Annotated in this window: 21 protein-coding genes and 1 pseudogene; 16 read left to right on the plus strand and 6 right to left on the minus strand. The window is 66.4% G+C overall.

What is annotated here, in order from left to right; translation table 11 throughout:
* Positions 1 to 6 precede the first annotated feature (6 nt).
* The 12 genes and pseudogenes from ABVN73_RS06945 to ABVN73_RS07000 all read left to right on the plus strand — a co-directional run.
* The gene (locus tag ABVN73_RS06945; RefSeq protein ID WP_353857364.1) at positions 7 to 1,068 is read left to right on the plus strand and encodes an acyl-CoA dehydrogenase family protein; all 1,062 of its coding nucleotides are present in this window, start codon (positions 7 to 9) and stop codon (positions 1,066 to 1,068) included.
* A gap of 31 nt (positions 1,069 to 1,099) precedes the next feature.
* The gene (locus tag ABVN73_RS06950) at positions 1,100 to 2,245 is read left to right on the plus strand and encodes an acyl-CoA dehydrogenase family protein (protein WP_353857365.1); all 1,146 of its coding nucleotides are present in this window, start codon (positions 1,100 to 1,102) and stop codon (positions 2,243 to 2,245) included.
* Positions 2,246 to 2,304: 59 nt separating this feature from the next.
* A complete protein-coding gene (locus ABVN73_RS06955; protein ID WP_353857366.1) occupies positions 2,305 to 3,120 on the plus strand; it encodes a crotonase/enoyl-CoA hydratase family protein in 816 nt (271 codons plus the stop codon).
* A gap of 46 nt (positions 3,121 to 3,166) precedes the next feature.
* The gene (locus ABVN73_RS06960; protein ID WP_353857367.1) at positions 3,167 to 3,940 is read left to right on the plus strand and encodes an ABC transporter ATP-binding protein; all 774 of its coding nucleotides are present in this window, start codon (positions 3,167 to 3,169) and stop codon (positions 3,938 to 3,940) included.
* Positions 3,933 to 4,655, plus strand: coding sequence for an ABC transporter ATP-binding protein (locus ABVN73_RS06965; RefSeq protein ID WP_353857368.1), 723 nt, complete (start codon positions 3,933 to 3,935; stop codon positions 4,653 to 4,655). The genes ABVN73_RS06960 and ABVN73_RS06965 overlap by 8 nt, the downstream gene beginning before the upstream one ends.
* Positions 4,656 to 4,725: 70 nt before the next feature.
* Positions 4,726 to 5,613 carry a branched-chain amino acid ABC transporter permease gene (locus ABVN73_RS06970; protein WP_353857369.1) on the plus strand — a complete coding sequence of 296 codons (888 nt, stop codon included), beginning with the start codon at positions 4,726 to 4,728 and terminating at the stop codon, positions 5,611 to 5,613.
* A gap of 3 nt (positions 5,614 to 5,616) precedes the next feature.
* Positions 5,617 to 6,609, plus strand: a complete 993-nt coding sequence (locus tag ABVN73_RS06975) for a branched-chain amino acid ABC transporter permease (RefSeq protein WP_353857370.1) — start codon at positions 5,617 to 5,619, stop codon at positions 6,607 to 6,609.
* 31 nt (positions 6,610 to 6,640) lie between these two features.
* Entirely contained in the window at positions 6,641 to 8,806 is a 2,166-nt protein-coding gene (locus ABVN73_RS06980; protein ID WP_353857371.1) for a methyl-accepting chemotaxis protein, read from the plus strand.
* On the plus strand, positions 8,803 to 9,567 hold the full coding sequence (locus ABVN73_RS06985; protein WP_353857372.1) for an electron transfer flavoprotein subunit beta/FixA family protein: 765 nt from the start codon (positions 8,803 to 8,805) through the stop codon (positions 9,565 to 9,567). Before ABVN73_RS06980 ends, ABVN73_RS06985 begins: the two co-directional genes overlap by 4 nt.
* Before the next feature lie 35 nt (positions 9,568 to 9,602).
* A complete protein-coding gene (locus ABVN73_RS06990) occupies positions 9,603 to 10,541 on the plus strand; it encodes an FAD-binding protein (RefSeq protein WP_353857373.1) in 939 nt (312 codons plus the stop codon).
* Between the two features lie 55 nt (positions 10,542 to 10,596).
* A complete protein-coding gene (locus ABVN73_RS06995) occupies positions 10,597 to 11,475 on the plus strand; it encodes a 3-hydroxybutyryl-CoA dehydrogenase (RefSeq protein WP_353857374.1) in 879 nt (292 codons plus the stop codon).
* Between the two features lie 348 nt (positions 11,476 to 11,823).
* Positions 11,824 to 12,341 (plus strand): annotated as a pseudogene (locus ABVN73_RS07000) (IS6 family transposase); the annotation flags it as partial.
* 188 nt (positions 12,342 to 12,529) lie between these two features.
* Here the strand turns inward: ABVN73_RS07000 and ABVN73_RS07005 are convergent.
* The 5 genes from ABVN73_RS07005 to ABVN73_RS07025 all read right to left on the minus strand — a co-directional run bounded on the left by ABVN73_RS07005 (position 12,530) and on the right by ABVN73_RS07025 (position 17,286).
* A complete protein-coding gene (locus ABVN73_RS07005; protein WP_353857375.1) occupies positions 12,530 to 13,615 on the minus strand; it encodes an Ldh family oxidoreductase in 1,086 nt (361 codons plus the stop codon).
* Positions 13,612 to 14,355, minus strand: coding sequence for an SDR family oxidoreductase (locus ABVN73_RS07010; RefSeq protein WP_353857376.1), 744 nt, complete (start codon positions 14,353 to 14,355; stop codon positions 13,612 to 13,614). The genes ABVN73_RS07005 and ABVN73_RS07010 overlap by 4 nt, the downstream gene beginning before the upstream one ends.
* 123 nt (positions 14,356 to 14,478) lie before the next feature.
* A complete protein-coding gene (locus tag ABVN73_RS07015) occupies positions 14,479 to 15,759 on the minus strand; it encodes a TRAP transporter large permease subunit (protein WP_353857377.1) in 1,281 nt (426 codons plus the stop codon).
* 2 nt (positions 15,760 to 15,761) lie between these two features.
* Positions 15,762 to 16,268 carry a TRAP transporter small permease subunit gene (locus ABVN73_RS07020; RefSeq protein ID WP_353857378.1) on the minus strand — a complete coding sequence of 169 codons (507 nt, stop codon included), beginning with the start codon at positions 16,266 to 16,268 and terminating at the stop codon, positions 15,762 to 15,764.
* Positions 16,269 to 16,296: 28 nt separating this feature from the next.
* Entirely contained in the window at positions 16,297 to 17,286 is a 990-nt protein-coding gene (locus ABVN73_RS07025; protein WP_353857379.1) for a C4-dicarboxylate TRAP transporter substrate-binding protein, read from the minus strand.
* A 481-nt stretch (positions 17,287 to 17,767) separates the two neighbouring features.
* Here ABVN73_RS07025 and ABVN73_RS07030 point away from each other — a divergent pair, with 481 nt between their 5' ends.
* The 3 genes from ABVN73_RS07030 (at position 17,768) to ABVN73_RS07040 (ending at position 19,929) form a co-directional block, all read left to right on the plus strand.
* Positions 17,768 to 18,463: a GntR family transcriptional regulator gene (locus ABVN73_RS07030; protein WP_353857380.1), complete on the plus strand. Its 696-nt coding sequence runs from the start codon at positions 17,768 to 17,770 to the stop codon at positions 18,461 to 18,463.
* Positions 18,464 to 18,638: 175 nt separating this feature from the next.
* Positions 18,639 to 19,487 carry a sugar phosphate isomerase/epimerase family protein gene (locus ABVN73_RS07035; protein WP_353857381.1) on the plus strand — a complete coding sequence of 283 codons (849 nt, stop codon included), beginning with the start codon at positions 18,639 to 18,641 and terminating at the stop codon, positions 19,485 to 19,487.
* A gap of 121 nt (positions 19,488 to 19,608) precedes the next feature.
* A complete protein-coding gene (locus ABVN73_RS07040) occupies positions 19,609 to 19,929 on the plus strand; it encodes a transposase (protein WP_353857382.1) in 321 nt (106 codons plus the stop codon).
* A 345-nt stretch (positions 19,930 to 20,274) separates the two neighbouring features.
* Here the strand turns inward: ABVN73_RS07040 and ABVN73_RS07045 are convergent, their stop codons facing one another.
* A complete protein-coding gene (locus ABVN73_RS07045; protein ID WP_353857383.1) occupies positions 20,275 to 20,802 on the minus strand; it encodes a DUF882 domain-containing protein in 528 nt (175 codons plus the stop codon).
* Positions 20,803 to 21,256: 454 nt separating this feature from the next.
* Here ABVN73_RS07045 and ABVN73_RS07050 point away from each other — a divergent pair, with 454 nt between their 5' ends.
* Positions 21,257 to 22,576 carry a pentapeptide repeat-containing protein gene (locus ABVN73_RS07050; RefSeq protein WP_353857384.1) on the plus strand — a complete coding sequence of 440 codons (1,320 nt, stop codon included), beginning with the start codon at positions 21,257 to 21,259 and terminating at the stop codon, positions 22,574 to 22,576.

Below are 22,576 nucleotides of genomic sequence, written 5' to 3' on the forward strand. Positions count from 1 at the left end.
CCAAACGTGAGCGAGACAAGTCAGATCGTACGGGACACGGCCAACCGGCTGTTCACGGAACGCATCTCCCCGCAACTGTTGCTCGGTGCCGAAACCGGCGCCTGGCTGGGCGAGGAGTGGACCCTGATCGAGGAGATGGGCTTGCCCCTCGCCATGGTTGGCGAGGAGGATGGCGGGGTCGGACTCGACGACGTGGACGCTGCGATGCTGATCCGCGTCGCCGGAGCCAACGCCGTGCCGCTGCCCCTGGCCGAAACCATGCTGGCGAACCGCTTCCTGGCCGCCGCGGGACTGCCTCTGTCCTCCGGACCGGCGACCGTGGCGCCGGTCCGCCCCACCGATCGGTTCCATTTGGAACGAGCGGGCGGCGGATGGCACCTGTCCGGAACCGCCCACCGCATCCCCTGGGCGCGCTCGGCACAGACCGTTCTCGTCCTGGCCGAGGCGGGTGGACAGACCTTTGCCGTCCGGCTCGACGATGGGCAGGTCCGGACGGAATCGGCTCATAATCTGGCCGTCGAACCACGCGACAGCCTGTTCGTGGACGGCGCGGTTCCGGACACAGCGGTTGCCCCTCTGCCCGACGGGATGGGATTCGGCGACCTCATGGCGATGGGAGCGGCCCTGCGCACCGCCGCGATGGCCGGTGCCATCGGGCGCGTGCTGGAACTGACCGTCGGCTACGCCAACGAGCGCGCCCAGTTTGGCCGCCCCATCGGCAAGTTCCAGGCGATCCAGCAGTCCTTGGCCGTCATGGCGGGCCACGCAGCGGCCGCGTCCGGGGCCGCCGACCTCGCCGCCGAGGGGCTGTCCCAGGGGGCCCGGTCATTGACCGTCGCCGTCGGCAAGGCGCGGGCCGGCGAGGCGGCGGGTGTCGTCGCGACCATTGCCCATCAGGTGCATGGCGCCATCGGCTTCACCCATGAACACAGCCTGCATTTCCTGACCAAGCGCCTGTGGTCCTGGCGCGACGAGTTTGGGAACGAGGCGCACTGGAATCGCCTGTTCGGACAGCGCATGGCCGAGGCCGGCGCCGATGGAGTTTGGCCGCTGATCGCCTCCCTCTGATCAGCGCCGTCCTTCCCGGAGACATCCCTCGATGCAAGATTTTTCATTCCCGGCGCCGCCGACGGCGCCGGACACGGCGGAGCTGCGTGCCGAGGTGCGCGCTTTCCTGGCCGCGGAACTGGCCGGCTATCCCGCCGCCGAACGCATCCGCTCCTGGAGCGGGTTCGATGCCGACTTCAGCCGCAAGCTGGGGCAGCGCGGCTGGATCGGTATGACGTGGCCCAAGCAGTATGGCGGACACGAACGCAGCGCACTGGAACGCTACGTCGTTCTGGAGGAACTGCTGGCGGCCGGCGCTCCGGTCGCCGCCCACTGGATCGCCGACCGGCAAAGCGGCCCTTTGCTGCTGAAGGTCGGGACCGAGGAACAGAAGCGCACCATCCTGCCGCGCATCGCCGCCGGCGAGTTCTTCTTCTGCATCGGCATGAGCGAGCCGGATTCCGGATCCGATCTCGCGGCGGTGCGCACGCGCGCCGTTCCGGTGGAGGGTGGCTGGCGGGTCAACGGCACCAAGCTGTGGACGACCTATGCCCACCATGCCCATGCCATAATCCTCTACTGCCGCACCGGCGCTGCGGACGACCGGCACGGCGGGACCAGCCAGTTCCTGGTCGATCTGACGCTTCCAGGCATCACCGTCCGGCCCATCGCCGACCTGTCGGGCGCGCGGCACTTCAACGAGGTCGTGTTTGAGGACGTGATTCTGCCGCACTCCGCCCTGATCGGGCAGGAGGGCGACGGCTGGAACCAAGTGATGAGCGAACTGGCCTATGAACGCAGCGGGCCCGAACGCTTCCTGTCGACCTTCGTGCTGTTTGTCGAACTGGTGCGGACGCTTGGCAGCCAAATGACGCCGGATGCGGCGGGGGCACTCGGTCGGCTGGGCGTCCACCTGGTCGTTCTCCGCCGCCTGTCGCGGTCGGTGGCCGGCATGCTGCAGGATGGCCGCAACCCCGCTTTGCAGGCGTCGGTCGTCAAGGATCTGGGCGCCCTGGTCGAGCAGGAGATTCCGGAAATCGCCCGACAGCTTATGGCGATGGAGCCCGACCTGCGGTCGCACGACGCCCTGTCGTCTGTGCTGGGCTACTCCATCCTAAACGCGCCGGCCTTCTCCCTGCGTGGCGGCACGCGGGAAATCCTGCGCGGAATCATCGCGCGGGGCCTGGGGCTGCGCTGAGACGCCCCTCCCTTTAGCCGTCCGTCGGCGGCCCACACCGGCTTTTCAGGAATTCCCCCATGTCCGATCCAATCTTGTCCGATCCAATCATCTTCGAGAACGACGACGGGATCGTCACGTTGACGATCAACCGGCCGGAAACCCGCAACCCCATTTCCGACCCCGACATGATCGAGGCGATGCTGGAGGCGCTCGACCGGATTGACCGCGATCTGTCAATTCGTGCGGCGATCCTGACCGGCACCGGGACGAGCTTCTCGTCCGGCGGGAATTTGAAGACGATGGGGGAGAAGGGCGGAATCAACGACCCTTTGCCGGCCCAAACCCGACGGAACTACAAGTTTGGGATCCAGCGGCTTCCCCTGGCCTTCGAGGCGCTGGAGGTCCCGATCATTGCGGCGGTGAACGGCCCGGCCATCGGTGCCGGTTGCGATCTCGCCTGCATGTGCGATCTCCGGATCGCCGCGGAACGCGCCGTGTTCGCGGAGAGCTTCGTCAAAGTCGGCATCGTGCCGGGCGATGGCGGAGCGTGGTTGCTGCCGCGCGTCGTTGGCTTCTCCAAAGCCTGCGAGATGGCTCTGACCGGCGATCCGATCGACGCGGCCGAAGCGTTGGCCTGCGGCCTCGTATCGAAGGTGGTGCCGAACGACGCGCTGCTCGCCGAAGCCCGCAAGCTGGCGATGCGCATCGCCGCCAACCCACCCCACGCGGTCCGTATGACCAAGCGGCTGCTGAGAGAAGGGCGCAGCGCCACGCTCGACCATGTGCTCGAGCTGTCGGCGGCGATGCAGGCGCTCGCCCACGCGACGGCCGACCACAAGGAAGCGGTGGCCGCCTTGCTGGGCAAGAGGCCGCCGAGCTTCTCCGGGCACTGAAAGGATGGACGCACGGCCGAACGAGACAGGACTTGGGACAGCGGGCATGATCACCGGAACCAATGACATCATCCTCGAAGCGCGCGGACTCTCGAAGGAGTTTGGAGGCTTCATCGCGGTGAAGGAGGTGAACCTCCAGGTCCGCCGCGGCACCATCCACGCGCTGATCGGCCCCAACGGCGCCGGCAAGAGCACGGTCTTCAACCTGCTGACCAAGTTCCTGACGCCGACGCGCGGCCAGATCCTCTACAAGGGGCGCGACATCACCGCCATGAAGCCCGCCGACGTGGCGCTGCTCGGCATGGTGCGCTCCTTCCAGATCTCCGCCGTCTTCCCGCATCTCAGCGTGCTGGAGAATGTCCGCGTCGCGCTCCAGCGCCCGCGCGGCACCAGCTTCCATTTCTGGAAGCCCGAAGCCAGCCTTTACGACCTGCACGCCCGCGCCGAGGAGCTGATCGAAGCGGTGAACCTCACCCCCTGGATCGGCCACACCGCCGCCGAGCTGCCCTACGGCCGCAAGCGCGCGCTGGAGATCGCCACCACACTGGCCCTCGACCCGGAGGTGATGCTGCTCGACGAGCCGTTGGCCGGCATGGGCCACGAGGACATCGAGGGCACCGCCGCCCTGATCAAGCGCGTCTCCGCCGACCGCACCATCCTGATGGTCGAGCACAACCTGTCGGTCGTCGCCCACCTGTCGGACACCATCACCGTGCTCCGCCGCGGCGAGATTCTGGCCGAGGGCTCGTACGACGTCGTATCGCGCAACCCGCAGGTCATGGAAGCCTACATGGGAACGGGTGAGGTGGGCCATGCCTGACGGTGCGACCGTGAAGACCACCATGCTGGAGATCCGCGACCTCCAGGCCTTCTACGGCGAAAGCCACGTGCTGCACGGCGTCGACATCGACGTGCGCCAGGGCGAGGTGGTGACGCTGCTGGGCCGCAACGGCGCCGGCAAGACGACGACCATGCGCTCGATCATGGGCATCGTCGGCAAGCGCAACGGCTCGATCCGCTTCCAGGGCAAGGAGCTGATCGGCATGGCGCAGCACAGGATCCCCCGCCTCGGCATCGGCTATGTGCCGGAGGAGCGCGGCATCTTCTCCTCGCTCAGCGTGGACGAGAACCTGATGCTGCCGCCGGTGGTGAAGTCGGGCGGCATGACCGTGCCGCAGATCTACGAGCTGTTCCCCAACCTGCAGGGGCGCGGCACCACCCAGGGCACGCGCCTGTCGGGCGGCGAGCAGCAGATGCTGGCCATCGCGCGCATCCTGCGCACGGGCGCCGACCTGATCCTGCTCGACGAGCCGACCGAGGGCCTTGCCCCCGTCATCATCGAGCAGATCGGGGTGGCGGTGCGCAAGCTCAAGCAGCGCGGCTTCACCATCGTTCTGGTGGAGCAGAACTTCCGCTTCGCCGCGACCATCGCCGACCGTCACTACGTGATGGAGGAAGGCCATGTCGTGGACATGATCCCCAACGACCAGCTCGCCCAGAACATGGACAAGCTCCACACCTATCTGGGCGTCTGACGGCGCGGAAACGACCTGCCGTCCAACAATCAAAACCCAACAAGCGCTCGATTTATAGGGAGGGACGGTCATGTTTGACCTGCTGGGGGTGCCGCCCCAGGTGCTGTTCGGCCAATTGCTGCTGGGCCTGATCAACGGCTCGTTCTACGCGCTGCTCAGCCTCGGGTTGGCGGTCATCTTCGGCATGCTGAACGTCATCAACTTCGCCCACGGCGCGCTCTACATGATCGGCGCCTTCGTGGCGTGGCTGCTGCTGACGAAGCTCGGCCTCGGCTACTGGTGGGCGCTGGGCCTGTCGCCGCTGATCGTCGGATTGCTGGGCGTGGTGCTCGAAAAAACCATGCTGTCGCGCCTCTACAAGCTCGACCATCTCTACGGGCTGCTGCTGACCTTCGGCCTCGCCCTGATCATGGAAGGCGCCTTCCGCCACTTCTACGGCGTGTCGGGCCAGCCCTATCCGATCCCGGACGCGCTCAAGGGCGGCCAGAACCTGGGCTTCATGTTCCTGCCCAACTACCGCGGCTGGGTCGTCGTCGCCTCCCTGATCGTCTGCTTCGGGACGTGGTTCGCCATCGAGCGGACGCGGCTCGGCGCCTACCTGCGCGCCGCCACCGAGAATCCGGTGCTGGTCCAGGCCTTCGGCATCAACGTGCCGGTGATGATCACCGCCACCTACGGCTTCGGCGTCGCGCTGGCCGGGCTGGCCGGCGTGCTGGCCGCGCCGATCTACCAGGTGTCGCCGCTGATGGGCTCCAACCTGATCATCGTCGTCTTCGCCGTGGTGGTGATCGGCGGCATGGGCTCCATCCTCGGCGCCATCGTCACCGGCCTGGGGCTGGGGTTGCTGGAGAGCCTGACCAAGGTCTTCTACCCCGAGGCCTCCAACATCGTGGTGTTCGTCGTGATGGCGATCGTCCTTCTCATCAAGCCCGCGGGCCTCTTCGGACGGGAGCGCTGAGCCATGGCCGCCCAAATCAAGACGACCGACACCCAGACGACGACCATCGCGCTGCGCCGTCCGGGGCAGGACAGCACCCGCAACGCCATCATCCTCGGCATCGGGCTGCTGATCGCTCTGGCCGCGCCCTACGTGCTGTACCCCGTCTTCGTGATGAAGGTGCTGTGCTTCGCGCTGTTCGCCTGCGCCTTCAACCTGCTGATCGGCTTCGCCGGGCTGCTGAGCTTCGGCCACGCCGCCTTCTTCGGCGGGGCCGCCTACATCACCGCCCATTCCGCCAAGGTCTGGGGGCTGGGGCCGGAGGTCAGCATCCTGCTCGGCATGGGCTTCTCCGCGCTGCTCGGCCTCGCCTTCGGCGCGCTGGCGATCCGCCGGCAAGGCATCTACTTCGCGATGATCACGCTGGCGCTGTCGCAGATGGTCTTCTTCATGGCGCTGCAGCTCAAGTTCACCGGCGGCGAGGACGGCATCCAGGCGGTGCCGCGCGGGCATCTGTTCGGGGTGATCGACCTCAACAACTTGATGTCCATGTATTACTTCGTGCTGGCGGTCTTCCTGGTCGGCTTCGCGGTGGTCTGGCGCACGGTGCATTCGCCCTTCGGCCAGGTGCTGAAGGCGATCCGCGAGAACGAGCCGCGCGCCGTGTCGCTCGGCTACCGGACGGAGCGCTACAAGCTGCTGGCCTTCGTGCTGTCGGCGAGCCTCGCCGGACTGGCCGGCGGGACCAAGGCGCTGGTCTTCCAGCTCGCCTCGCTGACCGACGTGACGTGGCAGATGTCCGGCGAGGTGGTGCTGATGACGCTGCTCGGCGGCATGGGCACGCTGCTCGGCCCGGTGGTGGGGGCGGCCATCGTCGTCACGCTGCAGAGCTACCTGGCCGACTTCAACCTGCCGGTTCCGGTGGTGACCGGCGCCATCTTCGTGGTCTGTGTGCTGGTCTTCCGACGCGGCGTCGTCGGCGAGTGCCTTGCCTGGATCGGCAGGCGCGGCCGCTGATCCTTCCTCGCCATGCACCGGAGGTGTGGCCGTGTTCTTGACGTACAAAATCCCTGGCGCGTTGGTGACTTCGGCGGTGCTTGCTGCCGTGCTGCTCGGCAGTTTCGCCTATGACGCTGCGTCCAGGCGCTTGCGGGAGACGGCGCAGGACAAGCTGGTGGCGCTGGCCGATGCGCGCGAAGCCAGCGTGCGCGCCTACTTGGACAATTTGGAAAACGACATCGTGCTGACCGCCAGCACCCGGTCCATGCGTGACGCTGCGGTCGGGATGAGCAACGGATGGCGCGTCGAGGCCGACCGCGGGGACGCCGGCACTTCCCTGCGCAAGCGCTACGTGGACGACAACCCGTACCCGGCTGGCGAGCGCCACAGGCTGGAAAAGGCGGATTCCGGCGCGATGTACGACATCGCGCACCTGCGGCTGCATGGCTGGATGCAGGATCTCATGCAGCGCCGGGGTCTCGCCGACGTGCTTTTGCTGAACCCTGAGGGAGTGGTGATCTATAGCGTGGCCAAGGGGGCCGACTTTGCCCAACCGGTCGCGTCACCCGCCCTGGCCAACCTTCAGGCCGCCGTCCGAAGCGATCCACGCCCCGGTACCCTGCAGATCGCTGACTTCACTGTCTATGGCGCGCCCGATGAGCCTCCCTCGGCCTTCCTCGTCAGTCCCATCACCATGCCGCGGCCGGACGGCAGCGCCCAATTGCTCGCCCTTCTCGCATTCCGGCTCGAGCCCGACGGCCTAAACCGCATCATGCGTGCGACCGATGGCATGGGTGAGACCGGCGACACCTACCTTCTCGGCGCCGATGGTCTTCTGCGCAGCACGCCCCGCTTCGCTCACGGCCTGCCCGTCCTGTCCCGCCACGTCGGCGGATCCACAACCATGGGCGCAACTGGCGGATCTGATGACAACCCGCGCGTGGTCGAGACGACGAACGCGCTTGGCACGGCAACGGCCCTGGCCGCGGCCCGTCCGTTGCGGCACGAGCGGCTGGCCTGGACCGTTCTGGCGGAAGCCTCGGTGGCGGAGGTGCTGGCGCCGGTTCATGCCATGCGCAACCAGATGATGATCGCCGGTTGCCTCTTGCTTCTCATCATCTGCGCGGGCGGCATCCTGTTTGCCCGTGGGATCACGACGTCGCTGAGCGCGATGAGCCACGCCATGCAACGCCTCGCCGAAGGAGACCTCGACATCACGATTCCGGCCCGGGATCGCCGTGATGAGATCGGCCGGATGGCTGGCGCCATGCAGGTGTTTCAGGAGGCATTGGGGCGTGCCGAGGTTCTGAGGGCAGAACAGGAGCGGGTGCGCGCTCGGCGCGAAAAGCGGACGCGTGCGCTGGAGCAGGCAACCCAAGGCTTCGACTCCCGTGTCGGAGGCATCGTCCGCGCCGTGGCCTCTTCCGCGGACGGATTGGAAGCGACCGCCCAAACCATGAGCGACGGTGCCGACCGTACCCTGAGCGAGGCCACCGGCGTTGCCGCTGCGGCCGAGCAGACCGCGGCGAGTGTCGGCACCGTGGCCTCGGCGGCCAATCAACTCCGCGCTTCCATCAGCAACATCCGTCGCCACAACGAGGAATCCAGCCGCATCACCCAAGCTGCCATCGGTGCCTCCGTGCAGGCCGGCGACACCATGCGGGTGCTGGTGGAAACCTCCGGCCGTATCGGCGCCGTGGTGCAGCTCATCCACGACATCGCGGCGCAGACCAACCTGCTGGCTCTGAACGCGACCATCGAGGCGGCCCGCGCCGGAGAGGCCGGTAAGGGCTTCGCCGTCGTGGCGTCGGAGGTCAAAAGTCTGGCCGCTCAGACGGCCCGGGCGACCGAGGAAATCGGCGCCCAGATCGACACCATGCAGTCTGTAACCGACGGGGCGGCCGTTGCCATTGGCCAGATCGTCTCGGTGATTGAGGAATTGGGCCAAATCTCCGCCACCGTGACCGGCGCCGTCGAGGAGCAGGGCGCGGCGATTGCCGAGATCGCTGCCAACGCCGGTCAGGCGGCAACGGCAACTCAGTCCGTGACCGCCATCATCGACGGCGTGGCGCGCTCCGCCAACAGCACCAAGACGGCGGCGGGGGATGTGTTGAGCGCCTCCGGCGACCTTACCCGGCAAGCCGCCAGCCTACGCACGGAAATCGAACGTTTCCTGTCCGACATTCGAACCACGGAAGAAGCAACCCAGACATGAAGGTCCTCGTCCCGGTCAAGCGGGTGGTCGATTACAACGTCAAGATCCGCGTCAAGGCGGACGGCTCCGGCGTTGAGACCGCCAACGTGAAGATGAGCATGAACCCCTTCGACGAGATCGCCGTCGAAGAGGCCGTCCGCCTCAAGGAAGCCGGCACGGCGACCGAGGTCATCGTGGTCACCGTCGGCCCGACCGCCGCGCAGGAGACGCTGCGCACCGGCCTCGCCATGGGCGCCGACCGCGGCATCCTGGTCCAGACCGACGCCGAGACGCAGCCCCTGGCCGTCGCCAAGGTGCTCAAGGCGCTCGTCGACAAGGAAGGCCCCCATAAAAATGGGATTGGCCTGGTCATCCTCGGCAAGCAGGCGATCGACGACGACTGCAACCAGACCGGCCAGATGCTCGCCGCCCTGCTGGGCTGGCCGCAGGGCACCTTCGCCTCCAAGGTCACGCCGGGCGAGGGCGCGGTCACCGTGACCCGCGAGATCGACGGCGGCCTGGAGACGGTGCAGCTGACGCTGCCGGCGGTCGTCACCGCCGACCTGCGCCTCAACGAGCCGCGCTACGCCTCGCTGCCCAACATCATGAAGGCCAAGAAGAAGCCCATCGAGACGCTGGCCCCCGACGCGCTGGGTGTCGACGTGGCGCCGCGCCTGACCACGCTCAAGGTCGCCGAGCCGGCCAAGCGCAAGGCCGGCGTCAAGGTCGCCGACGTCGCCGCCCTGGTCGACAAGCTCAAGAACGAAGCCCGCGCGATCTGAGGGGCCAGTGCGCCTTGAAGGGAAAGTGATCTGACATGTCCATTCTCGTCATTGCCGAACACGACAACGCCGCGCTGAAGGCCGCCACGCTGAACGCGGTCAGCGCCGCCGCCAAGATCGGTGGGGAAGTCAACATTCTGGTCGCCGGCCAGGGCGCCCAGGCCGTCGCCGAGGCAGCCGCCAAGGTGGCTGGCGTGTCCAAGGTGCTGCTGGCCGACGACGCGGCCTATGCCCACCCGCTGCCGGAGAACGTCGCGCCGCTGGTCGTCGGCCTGGCCAAGGGCTACGGCCATGTGCTGGCCGCCGCCTCGTCGGAGGGCAAGAACCTGCTGCCGCGGGTCGCCGCGCTGCTCGACGTCGCGGCGATCTCCGACATCACCGGCGTGGTCTCCGCCGACACCTTCGAGCGGCCGATCTACGCCGGCAACGCCATCGCCACGGTGAAGTCCGCCGACCCGATCAAGGTCGTCACGGTGCGCACCACCGCCTTCGAGGCGGCCGCCGCCACGGGCGGCTCGGCGACGGTCGAGAGCATCGCCGGGACGGGCGACACCGGCTCGGCCAGGTTCGTCGGCCAGGAGCTGACGAAGTCGGAGCGTCCGGAGCTGACCCAGGCCAAGATCGTGGTGTCGGGCGGCCGCGGCATGCAGTCGGGCGACAACTTCAAGCTTCTGGAGGCGCTGGCCGACAAGCTGGGGGCGGCGGTCGGGGCCAGCCGCGCGGCGGTGGACGCCAGCTTCGTGCCGAACGACTACCAAGTCGGCCAGACCGGCAAGATCGTGGCGCCCGAGCTGTACATCGCCGTCGGCATCTCCGGGGCCATCCAGCACCTCGCCGGCATGAAGGACAGCAAGGTCATCGTCGCCATCAACAAGGACGAGGAGGCGCCGATCTTCCAGGTCGCCGACTACGGCCTCGTCGCCGACCTCTTCAAGGCGGTGCCGGAGCTGACGGCCGCGCTGGACAAGGCGTAACCGGCCAGTCCTCCTCGAAAGACCAGCGGGCCAAAAGACAAGCGGGAAAGCTCATATGTCCACGATCAAGAAGATTGGCGTCATCGGTGCCGGCCAGATGGGCAGCGGCATCGCCCACGTCTGCGCGCTGGCGGGGTACGAGGTCGTCATCTCCGACATCAGCGCGGAGATTCTGCAGAAGTCGGTGGCCGCCATCTCCAAGAACATGGACCGCCAGGTTCAGAAGGGGAAGCTGACGGAGGCCGACAAGACGGCGGCGATCGCCCGCATCGCCACGGGCTCCGACCTGTCCGTGTTCCATGACGCCGATCTGGTGGTCGAGGCGGCGACGGAGAACGAAGCGCTCAAGCGCGAGATCTTCAAGAAGCTGGTCCCGAACCTGAAGCCCGAGGCGCTGATCGCGACGAACACCTCGTCGATCTCGATCACCCGCCTCGCCGCCTCGACGGACCGCCCGTCCAAGTTCATGGGCATGCATTTCATGAACCCGGTGCCGGTGATGCAGCTCGTCGAGCTGATCCGCGGCATCGCGACGGACGAGGCGACCTTCAACGCGATCGCCGAGCTGACGGCGAACATCGGCAAGACCGCGGCGGTGGCCGAGGACTTCCCGGCCTTCATCGTCAACCGCATCCTGCTGCCGATGATCAACGAGGCGGTCTACACCCTCTACGAGGGGGTGGGCGGCGTCCAGGCCATCGACACGGCGCTGAAGCTGGGCGCCAACCACCCGATGGGCCCGCTGGAGCTGGCGGACTTCATCGGCCTGGACACCTGTCTGGCGGTCATGCAGGTCCTCTACGAGGGTCTGGCCGACAGCAAGTACCGCCCCTGCCCGCTGCTGGTGAAGTATGTCGAGGCCGGCTGGGTCGGCCGCAAGGTCGGCCGCGGTTTCTACGACCACTCCAAGAACCCGCCGGTCCCGACCCGCTGACAGACGTGGAAAACCCTTTCAAATTCTTTTTAGAAGGACGAAAAATGCTGACATTTGAAGACTGCCTGGCGATTTCCGACGCTGAGGGAAGCGCAATCACAACCACGGACATCAACACTGTTGAAGCATATAGAATGATGGCTCAAGCATCCATGCAACATTCCAGAATATCGACGCCGAAAGAAGGCTCATTCAGCTCAGCAGACGAACGAAATCAGCGGGAACGCCGAGACTGATCAGGACTCCGGTCAATTTCACGGCGTTCTGATCAAGCGTTCATCCAGACGTCCGGCTGGCGTTGTCACGGGACCGGGGGCGGCGCACCGATCGCAGCATTATCTTGTTCGGATGCCGCCGCTCTCGTATGCCCGCCATCGGTTCTCGCCCGCGGTCATCCAACACGCGATCTGGCTGAACCTGCGGTTCACACTGAGTTATCGCGATGTCGAGGAGTTGCTGGCCGAACGGGGTGTCGATGTGTCCTACGAGAAACCGTCCGGCGCTGAGTTTTGAAGTTCGGGCCGGCCATCGCCGGCAATCTGCGACGCCTCCGACCCAAGCCCAGCGCGCGCTGGCATCTGGATGAGAGGGTGATCAGGGTCAGTGGAAAGCTGATGCATCTGTGGCGGGCGGTCGATGATGAAGGCGAGGTGCTGGCGATGCTCGTCCAGCGCCGGCGCGACAAGGCCGCGGCCCTGAAGTTGATGCGCAAGCTGCTGAAGAAGCACGGCTTCGCTCCCACCCAGGTGACCGCCGACAGTCTGCGCTCCTTTGGGGTCGCCTTACGTGAAGTCGGCTGGGCGGCCCGCCATGAGCGGTGGCGGCGACAGAACAACCGGGCTGAGGTCTCGCACCAGCCGGTCCGCCTCCATGTGAGCCTGTCGGAAAGTCCGAGCAAGCTGCGCGGCGGACCGGTTTTCGTGACGAAGCCGTTGCGGGGCGTACTCATGTCCGCGACTATGCCACGAGAGTTCCGCTCCCGCCAAGCTGACAGCACCACCGGAGAGTGAGCAGGCGGTTCACGCCAGAAGTGTAGTGTCCAGTCCACCCGGCATCATGTTGGTGAGGTTGCCGGGATTGGAGTGGGAATGCCATATGCGTGGGCGAGTTGGTTGAAGGATTCGATGGTCGTCTGATCGACGGGAATGCCGAGAGTCCTGCGGCGCGCCGCCTCGGCCCATTCGCGGTCGCCGGGCGCCATGACCGTTCGGCCCGGCACGGCCTGGGACCCGCGCAGAGCGGCCAGATAGCGTGCCATGTTGTCCTGGAAGTTCTCCTGTGGCAGAAACGCGTCCGGACGGATCGCCATCACGAAAGCGCCCATGCCGCGCGGCGTGCTCATGTCCGGCCCCGGCATCGGCAGGATCTCGAAGCTCAGCTTCATGCCGGTCAGAACGGCGCTCAGGATTTCCACGAACCCCGCGAGCCCGGCCCCCTTGAAGCCGAATTCCCCACCCAGAGGCGCCAGCATTTCGGCCTGTTCGGGATCGGTGGTGTTGCGCCCCTCGGGGTCCGACGCGGTGGCTTCGGGAAGCGAAAGCCCGAGGCTGCGATAGAGCTGGACGCGGTTGTAGGGAATGGCGCTGGTGGCCATGTCGAACAACCACGGATCGCCGCCCTTCACCGGAACGGCTATGGCGATCGGGTTGGTGCCGTGGAAGCGCTCGGCACCATCGTGCAGCCTCATGAAGCTGTCGGAGTTGCAGAAGGCCATGCCGATGCAGCCCGCCTCCGCCGCGGCGAGCGCGAAGGCCCCGGCCGGTCCGAAATGGGAGTTGTTGCGGATGGCAACTGCCCCGATGCCGAACCGTCCAGCCAGTTCGACCGCCTTCTCCTGCGCGCGGTAGGCGCCGAGCGCGCCGTGCGCGTTGTCGGCGTCCAGCGTGGCGACGGCCCCGAATTCAGAGAGGATGCGCAGGGCGGGACGCGGATTCACCCGCCCTTGCGTCATGGTGGCGACATAGTGCCCGAGAAGCCTCACGCCGTGGCTGTCCACCCCCAATCGGGAGCCGTGCATCATCGCGCGGGTGGCGGCGTCCGCTGTCGCGGCGTCCGCGCCGGCCGCCAGGAACACCGCGCGGCAGAAGGTTTCAAGGGTATCCGCGTCGTAGCGTGCGGGCGACTGAGCGTGTCCGGTCACAGCGTCTGCCCTCCGTCGGCGACGAGCAGGCTGCCGGTCATGAAGCCGGATTCGTCGCTGGCCAGATAGACCGCGGCGGCGGCCATCTCCTCGACGGTGCCCAGGCGGCCCATCGGCTGGCGCGCGATGAACTGCGCCCTCATTCCGTCCGGGTCGGCGCTGGACTGGATGCGCTCCTCCAGCGACGGTGAGTGGGTGGTGCCGGGGCACAGCGCGTTGCAGCGGACGCCGAAGCCGATGAAGTCGCGGGCCACGGCCTTGGTCAGGCCGATCACCGCCGCCTTGCTGGTCCCGTAGGCGGTGCGGTTGGCAACGCCGGTCAGGCTCGACGCCACCGAGGCGACGTTCACAATGGAGCCCCGGCGCCGCTCGATCATGCCCGGAAGCGCCGCGCGGATGGTGTGGAACATCGAGGTGACGTTCTGGTCCAGACTGCGCGCCCAATCCTCGTCGCTGCAATCCAGAATGGTGCCGTTGTGGACCCATCCGGCGTTGTTGACGAGAATGTCAAGCGGCCCGGCCTCGGCGATGACGCGCCGGACCGCCACCGGATCGGTCACGTCGAGCGCGACGGGGGTGATGTTGGGATCGATCCCCGGCAGATCGTCCATCTTGGACAGCGTGCGGCTCGTCGCGACGACGCTGGCCCCCTCCCTGGCGAAGGCGAGCGCGATGGCCCGCCCCATGCCCTGTCCCGCTCCGGTCACAAGGGCGCGTTTTCCGTCTAGTCTGCCGGTCATCGTGTTTGGAACTCCACCAGTCGGCGCCGCACGCGGCCCCGGTTTGGACGCAAGGATTCGGCGTGTCTGTTGGACGTGGCCGGGCGGGCAGCGTTTCCACCACCCGCGCCGGCCGCGCCGCCATCATCCGAAGAGCAGGTTCGGGATCAGGAGGATCAACTCGGGCACGAAGATCAGAAGCAGGGTCGTCAACCCGATGGCGATCATCAGAGGCAGGGACTCCCGCACATAGGCGCCCACCGACACCCTCAGGATTGAGCAGACGGTGAACATCGCCGCTCCGACCGGAGGCGTGAAGTTACCGATGGTCGCCGCGACGATGAAGACGATGCCGAAATGCACCGGATCGCCGCCCATCGCCCGCACGGCCGGCAAAAAGATCGGCGTCATCATGATGATGATCACCGTCGCGTCGATGAACAGGCCCGCCACCAGAACCAGCAGGACGATGAGAACCATCACGAGTTGGACGTTGTCGGTGAGGCTGGTCAGGGACGACGCGATGACCTCCGGGATGCGCTCGAAGACGATGCCGTAGCTGAAGATCGCCGACAGGCTGATGAGGAACATCGCGGACCCGACGTCGGCAAGGCTGATCTCCAGCGCCTCGATGAAGCTCTTCGTCTTGAGCCTGCGGTAGACCACGAAACCGATGAACAGCGCGTACAGCACCGCGAAGGCGCCGATCTCCGACGGCGTGAAGATGCCCATGCGCAGCCCGACGAGCAGGATGACCGGGAACAGCAACGCCCAGACGCCGCCCTTCAGGGCGCTGCCGACCTCGGCCAGGGAGGCCCGCTTCGACCGCTCGGGCGGGTATCCGCGCTTGTTGGAGGTGTACCAGACGGCGATGCTCATGGCGATGCCGAGCAGAAGCGCCGGGGCGAAGCCCGCCGCGAACATCCGCCCGATCGACACCTGGCCGATGGTCCCGTAGAGGATCATGCCGATGCCCGGCGGGATCAGCGGGGTGAGGAGCGAGGTGAAGGAGATCACGCCGGCGGTGAAGCCGCGCGACATGCCCCGCTTCGTCATCTCCTCGCCGAGGATGCGCGACTGCATCGCCGCGTCCGCGATGGCCGACCCCGACACGCCGCCCATCAGCGCCGACAGGACGATGGAAATCTGGGCGAGCCCGCCCTTGAAGTGTCCGGTGGCCACCGACGCCAGATTCAGCAGGCTTTCGGTGATGCCGGACCGGTTCATGTAGTTGCCCGCCATGATGAAAAGGGGAACGGCGAGCAGGGCGAAGTTCTGGGTCTGCGACACCGTCACCTGCAGCGGGATGGTGAAGGGCAGCTCCGGGTGCTGGAGGAAGAACAGCACCCCGGAGATGCCGATCGCAAAGGCGACCGGCATACCGATGAGAAGGAAGACCGCGAAGGCCAAGGCGACGAGCAGCATGGTCAGGCGGTCTCCCCGGTGGCGGTGGCGGCGGTGCACGGGACGCCGTCGGACCGCATCAGCGTCCGGATCTTGAGAAGCGTGGTGACGAGCATCAGCGCCGCCCCGACGGCGATGCTGGCGGTGACCCAGGAATAGCTGACGCCGGGAATGCCGTTGAAGGTCCGGGACCGGCTGGTCCAGGCGAGCAGGGTCCCACCGTAGATGGCGTAGCAGAGGAACAGCGCGATCGCCGCGTAGTTCACGAACAGCAGGGTCCGCTGGTACCGCTCGGACAGCTTCGCGGTCACCAGGTCGAGGGACATGAGCATGTCCTTGCGCCAGGCGATGTCGGCGCACAGGAACACCGCCCAGGCAAAGAAGCAGGTCGCCAGATCGATGGTCCAGTTGAGCGGGTGCTGCATCATGCGCGCCACGCCGCCCAGCAGGAGCAGACCGACCATCAACATCAGGAACAAGCCGGCGAGGATCGCCTCCAGCTTCAGGACATAGTCGTAGAGAGTTTTCATAAGGCAGGCCTCGCCGGCTTCGGATGAGTTAGCGGCCCATTTCCTTGTAGACGGCCGCCCGGACGTCGGTCAGGCCGAGCTTCTCGTAAGCCGCGTCGCCGGCCTTGCGGAAGGCCGCCAGATCGACGTTGTCGGTCACCTTCATGCCGCCCTTGACCAGCGCGGCCTTCTCACCCTCGGCGGCGTCGGCGAGCACCTTCGACACCTTCTGGCCGGCGGCGCTGCATTCCTCGACCAGCGCGGTCTGGTAGTCGGCGGGCAGCTTCTTGAACCAGGAGGCGCTGACAACCTCGAAGTTGATCAGCGTGATGTGGCCGGTTTCGCTGACGTTGCGGACGACTTCCTGGAGGTTGCCCGGACGGATGTTGGCGTAGGTCAGTTCCGCGCCATCGACGGCCCGCTGCTGAAGGCCGGGGTAGATGTCGCCGAAGCTCATCGCCGTCGGGGCCGCGCCGATGGCGCGCACCGATTCCTGCCAGATGGGGGCCGGCGGGGTGCGGATGCGCAGGCCGGACAGGTCGCCCGGGTTGCGGACCGGCTTGTTGGCGAACACGTGGCGCTTGCCCTGCACGAAGTCGAAGCAGACGACCTGGAGGCCATGCTTGTCCGCCAGCTCCGTCTTCCATTTCTTGACGATGTCGAGCTTCGACAGCGCGAAGGCCTCGTCGAGCGTCTCGACGAAGTACGGGCCGTTCAGGACCGCAATCTCGCGGACATAGTTGCCGAGGCGCGCCGCGTCGGTGTTTTGGCCGATGTTGGCGCCCTGGCGGATCTGCTCGATGATGTCCTCTTCGTTGCCGAGCTGGGCGCTGTGGAACACCTCGATCTTGAGGCCGCCGTTGGTCCGCTCCTCGACGCGCTTGGCCCATTCCTGGAACGCCGAGTGATAGGCTTCGACCGGGCTGTGGACGTGGTTCATGCGCAGGATGTGCTTCTGCGTCTGGGCCTGGGCCATCCCCATGCCCGCGATCAGCGTCAGTGCGGTGGCTCCGAGAAGAGCGCCAAAGCGCTTGGACATGTTGGTCACTTCCTACTCCCTAGAATTTCTTATGAGCTTGGGGATCAAGGGCGCCCGTTGCTTTGAGCGCGGAGCCTGAGAATGCCCTTATGTCATTCATTGCTGCCCACTCCCGCGGAACGGACAGCCGACACGTGGATGGCGAACGGCTCAACCAACGCAACGTTCGGTTATCTTGCACACTTGTATCCAAGGATGCAAGATGGTACGGATCATCCATGGAACGATTTGATTGGCTCCCAATCAAATCCGAATTCGGATGGGATTCCGCCCGGCAGGAGGCGGTGTCGCGGACGGGAGGTGCAACCAATAGTGCCGAAGTGTTCGTCCGGCGGCCCCGGACATCGGTCCGGTTCCACCCGCGTCCCGGCCTGTGTTCAGCGGCGCTGCGACCTTGCGTGGACCAATCCGGTCCGGCGATAATCGTGATTCGAGACTCGGGAAGGGCGATGTCCGCTTATGCAGGGGCTGGGAGAGCACGGTGAAGAACGAACGGCTGGTGTTGGAACGCAACACGCTGGACAGCGTGATCTACAAGGAACTGCGGAAGAGGATCATTTCGCTTTCGCTCCAGCCCGGCTCGATGATCTACGAAAATGCCGTCGCCGACGAGTACGGCGTCAGCCGGACACCGGTCCGTCAGGCCTTCTCCCGGCTGGCGAACGAAGGTTTGTTGAGCATCCTGCCGCAGCGCGGCGCGCAGGTGTCCCACCTGTCCGCGGCGAAGGTGAAGGAGGCCCAATTCATCCGTGAGGCGCTGGAGGTTTCGGCGTTCGGCGAGGTGGCGCGCATCTGGAACAGAACCGCCGATCACAGCGTGGCGCAAAGCAAGGCGCTGTCGCTGATCGAGCAGCAAAGACAGGTCGTGCGGGAGAAGGACTATGTCGGCTTCACCGAACTGGATGTGGCGTTCCACGACACCGTCATCGGGGTTCTGGGAAACGCCATGCTCCTGGAGATGCTGAGTGACGTGAGGACGCATCTGACACGGGTGCGCTTCCTTGAGCTTCAGGAGGCCCACCATGAGGACGATGCGATCGCCGACCACGTCAAGCTGATGCGATCGATCATGGCCAACGATGTCGCGGGAACCCAGTCGCTTCTGCTCGCGCATTTGAAGATGATCGAGGCGATGCGCGACGACATCCTCAAGCGCCACGACATTCTCTTCGAATAAGCCCCGTCCGGGACCCCTGCCGAGGGGGTCCATCGCCGGACGGCTTTTCCAACCATCGCTGACGGACGCACCCCAAGCCGGTGGGGCTACCGGCGGGGATGGGGGCTGCTCGCCCTTCGCGAACCGGCGGCGAGACCAACGACCCGGCAAGCGGGTGCAATCAGGAGGAAACGAGATGAACAGGCGGTCAATCCACAGCTACACCTGGATTCCGAAGTGGTCCACCAAGGATGGTGCCTACGCGGCCGAGCGTGCCGCGGCCTTCGGCTACGGCCAGCTCGTCGTGCCGATCCGCGACCATGACAGCATCGAACCGGCGGCCATTGCCGCGCTGTGCGAGCGGGCCGGAGTCCGCCCCGTCGCGACCTCCCCCCTTCAGGTGGACAACGACATTTCGAGCACCGACCCGGACGTGCACCGCCGTGGGATCGAGCGGCATTGCGCGGCGCTCGCCCTGGCGCGCGATATGGGCGCGGACCGCATGGGCGGCATTCTCTACAGCGCCTTCGGGAAGGCCTCGAAGGTCCCGAGCGACGCCAACTTCCAGGCGGCGGCGGACGGGTTGAGGATCGTCGCCGAACGGGCCGCATCTTATGGGATGCTGTTGGCGCTCGAAGTGGTCAATCGGTACGAAAGCAACCTGATCAACACGGCGGAACAGGCCGTTCGAATGGTCAAGCTGATCGGCGCCGACAACGTCCGCGTCCATCTCGACACCTTCCACATGAACATCGAGGAGAATGACCTGTTGGGCGCGCTTGAGCTGGCAATGCCTTATCTCGGTTATTTCGAGATCGACCAGAACCACCGCGGCCGTCTGACGGAGGGGGCCATTGACTTCGCCCCGATGCTGCGCCGGTTGAAGGCGGCCAAGTATCAGGGACTGATCGGCGTCGAAGCCTTCTCCTCAGCCGTGTCCCACCCGGACATCACTGCGGGCGTCGCGTCCTGGCGCAACCTGTTCGAACACGGCGACGACGTGGCGCGCGACGGGCAATTGCTGCTCGATCAACACGGTCTCTGACGATGCCCACCACTGCCGGCAAACTTTCCCGGTCAACGGTTCGGGGATGTTCCGGCAGTGGCCAATTTTGGTGTGGAGTTGCCCCGGCTCGGTGGACACCATCTGACTTGCGCAGGCTGTGTTGACCGATGCCGAAAACCCGCCCCCCTTATCCGCCGGCTTCCGGCAGCATATGGTCGAGCTGGTCCGCTCTGGACGCGATACAGCCGACCTCGCCCGCGAGTTCGAGCCATCCGCCCAGGCGATCCGCAACTGGGTGCCCCAAGCCGATCGCGATAACGGTCACCGCAGCGACGGCCTGAGCAGTTCCGAAAAGGAGGAACCGGCTCGCCTGCATCGCGAGAACCGGCAACTGCGCCAGGAGCGCGACGTCCTGGCAAAGGCGGCGGCTTGGTTCGCGCGGGAGACCGGCACGATCCCGTCCGGGTCTTCCCGTTCATGAGCGCGAACGTCCTGTAGCCGCTTGTCGGACGTTATTAACCTCCAAGTCGGCGGCGTCGCGAACTATGCCAAGAGGAAGCCCATTCTCCGTTCCAGTTCCCATGGCCTCCCGCGCATCACACGGAATTCCCGCCACCCCAGACAAAACGAAGAAGCGGAAGCTATGTCCGCGACAGAACAACCGCCTAACCGGCTCGACTAATTTTCTCGAAAATGGACAAACAACCTAGGAGCACAACAGGCGCCAAATCCAATTTGGACTTGGCGCCTGATTGACCCATAGGGGCGAAATAAACTTTATGCCGAATTTTTACACTTTATGCCGGATTCTACAATCGGGAGCCGGTCAGGACGCCCACTGACGCTTCGGACCGACGTCGACATGGACGAAGTTGCTGTCCGGGTAATAGCCCACCCCGCCGCCACGCAGGCTGAGCGCCGCGCGCTGCAGGGTGCGCAGCGGCAGGCCGGGCACCCGCAGGTCGATGGCCTTGCCCTGCATGTGGAAGCTGTTCTGGGCGACGCCGCTGCCGTCCTGCTCGCGCAGCCACGCGTTGGATTCGGGAGAGCGGTAGCCGGAGATGATGTGCACCGGCGTCTTGCTGCCGACCTTGCGGGTCAGCGCGTGCAGCAGGTCCAGGAGCTTGGGGTCGATGGGATGCACGGCACCGGTGCGGTGGTCGCGCAGCAAGTGGTTGATTTCCCGCAGGCCGTCGCGCTGGTAGCGGCCCTTGGACCAGTACTCCGCCCGCACCCGCTCGCCGGTGTGGAGGTTGAGCAGGACCAATTGCCGCGGCGGGGCGCGCAACGCCGCCTCCGACACCTCCGGCGCCATGACCATGCCGGCAGCGGCCGTCGCCAGACCGATGCGCAACAGTTCCCTCCGGCCGAGCTTGGCTGCTGGGGTCGGTTGGAATTTGGCCTCGGTCATCATGCCTCCATGGGGTCCCGAACGGGGGGCGTACAGAGCGCCCCCTTTTTGTCCGATGACTTTTGGCGGCAGAGCCCCCGCTTCTGTCAAGAAACCAATGGTTAACGTCTTTAAAACGCCCACATTTCCAGGTCTTGATGGGGGGCCGTGCGAGGGTTGGGAAGGCCGGGCGTCACGTTACAAGGGTGACACACGACGGATCGTCCCTCCGATTCGCTTCCTGATTCGCCGCGGATGGAGTCACGCGCCCACGCCTCCCCTAGCCGATCGTGACAAGGACGGGGCAAAAAACGGCAACCATAAGGGGTACTGCCGTGGCCTTTACCGTTTAGCCTTCGGTAAGGAATCTACCTCCATAGTTTGGATAGCGAAAACAACCCCCGTTCGATTGCTGCCCGTGCCCCCCGTCGCCACAGCCCCCGCGCCGGCCCCCTCCTATCTTCGGCCCGACCAGCTGGCCGAAGTCCTGGACCGGCACGCCCGCTGGATCAAGGGCCAGCCGGGTGGCGCGCGCGCCAATCTGGCGCTGGCGGATCTGGAGGGCGCGGATCTGTCGCAGCGCGATCTGCGCGGCGCGCGGCTGGTGGGGGCGAAGCTGGCGCGCTGCCGGCTCAGCGGCACGAACCTCGCCGGGGCCGACCTCTTCGGCGTGGACCTGCGCGATGCGGACATCACCCGCGCCAATTTGATGCAGACGGATCTGCGCGGCGCGCGGCTGCGCTCCGCCGACTTCTCCAACGCCAATCTGCGCGACGCCGACCTGCGCGCCGGCACGCTGGAACCGGGCGGCACCGCCCGCCGCGGCACCGGTCCGGACGCCCATCCTGACGCCCAGGATGCCGAGTCCATCCGGCAGAGCCACCGGACCGCTTTGGCCCGTCTGCAGGGCGGCGTCACGGCGGAGGGCGGCATCCCGACCGATCTGACCGGCGCGGTGCTGGCCGGCGCCAACCTGACCGCAGCCGACCTGTGCGGGGCGGTGCTCCAGAACGCCGACCTCTCCGGCGCGGTGCTGACCGACGCCAACCTGTCCGGAGCGCGGCTGAACGGGGCCAACCTGACCGGCGCCCTGCTGGACGGCTGCACCTTCGACAACGCCGATCTGGTCGGCACGCGGATGGTCGATTGCGATCTGTCGCAGGCCAAGCTCGGCGCCGCCTGCCTGACCCGCCCGATCGACAGCATGGGGTCGGAAATCCAGCGGGCGATCTTCGATCATGAGCGCTGGATCGACAGCGTCGGCCAGCGCGGCGAGCGCGCCGACCTGGACGGCACCGACCTCAGCCGCGCCGACCTGCGCGGCGTCAATCTCAGCGCGGCCTCGCTGCGCGGCGCCAACCTGTCCGACGCGGCGCTCACCGGCGCCCGGCTGATGATGGCCGACCTGTCCGGCGCCAATCTTGAGCGCGCGAACCTGATGGGCGCCGACCTGTCCGGCGCCAACCTCAGCTTCGCCCGGCTGACCGGGGCCGATCTGACGCGGGTCAATCTCGGACCGGCGGAAATCAAGGACCCCAGCGGGCGCCCAACGGGCCGCTCCTGGGCCGCCAACCTGATGGGCGCCGACCTGCGGCAGGCCATGCTGACCGATTCCCGTATGGTCCAGGCCAATCTGACCGACGCCGATCTGGAGAACGCCGACCTGGACGGGGCGGATCTGGCCGGCGCGAAGCTGCAACGCGCCCATCTCAAGGGCAAGGCGCCGCGGCGGCGCTGA

Source organism: Azospirillum formosense (genome assembly GCF_040500525.1).
In the GTDB taxonomy this organism is placed as follows: domain Bacteria; phylum Pseudomonadota; class Alphaproteobacteria; order Azospirillales; family Azospirillaceae; genus Azospirillum; species Azospirillum formosense_A.

Excerpts from the sequence above, each read along its gene's own strand:
- ABVN73_RS06995 (WP_353857374.1), top strand. The coding sequence starts at position 10,597 with ATGTCCACGATCAAGAAGATTGGCGTCATCGGTGCCGGCCAGATGGGC.
- ABVN73_RS06970 (WP_353857369.1), top strand. The coding sequence starts at position 4,726 with ATGTTTGACCTGCTGGGGGTGCCGCCCCAGGTGCTGTTCGGCCAATTG.
- ABVN73_RS07015 (WP_353857377.1), bottom strand. The coding sequence starts at position 15,759 with ATGCTGCTCGTCGCCTTGGCCTTCGCGGTCTTCCTTCTCATCGGTATG.
- ABVN73_RS07035 (WP_353857381.1), top strand. The coding sequence starts at position 18,639 with ATGAACAGGCGGTCAATCCACAGCTACACCTGGATTCCGAAGTGGTCC.
- ABVN73_RS06965 (WP_353857368.1), top strand. The coding sequence starts at position 3,933 with ATGCCTGACGGTGCGACCGTGAAGACCACCATGCTGGAGATCCGCGAC.
- ABVN73_RS06990 (WP_353857373.1), top strand. The coding sequence starts at position 9,603 with ATGTCCATTCTCGTCATTGCCGAACACGACAACGCCGCGCTGAAGGCC.
- ABVN73_RS07020 (WP_353857378.1), bottom strand. The coding sequence starts at position 16,268 with ATGAAAACTCTCTACGACTATGTCCTGAAGCTGGAGGCGATCCTCGCC.
- ABVN73_RS07010 (WP_353857376.1), bottom strand. The coding sequence starts at position 14,355 with ATGACCGGCAGACTAGACGGAAAACGCGCCCTTGTGACCGGAGCGGGA.
- ABVN73_RS06985 (WP_353857372.1), top strand. The coding sequence starts at position 8,803 with ATGAAGGTCCTCGTCCCGGTCAAGCGGGTGGTCGATTACAACGTCAAG.
- ABVN73_RS06950 (WP_353857365.1), top strand. The coding sequence starts at position 1,100 with ATGCAAGATTTTTCATTCCCGGCGCCGCCGACGGCGCCGGACACGGCG.
- ABVN73_RS07025 (WP_353857379.1), bottom strand. The coding sequence starts at position 17,286 with ATGTCCAAGCGCTTTGGCGCTCTTCTCGGAGCCACCGCACTGACGCTG.
- ABVN73_RS06960 (WP_353857367.1), top strand. The coding sequence starts at position 3,167 with ATGATCACCGGAACCAATGACATCATCCTCGAAGCGCGCGGACTCTCG.
- ABVN73_RS06975 (WP_353857370.1), top strand. The coding sequence starts at position 5,617 with ATGGCCGCCCAAATCAAGACGACCGACACCCAGACGACGACCATCGCG.
- ABVN73_RS06955 (WP_353857366.1), top strand. The coding sequence starts at position 2,305 with ATGTCCGATCCAATCTTGTCCGATCCAATCATCTTCGAGAACGACGAC.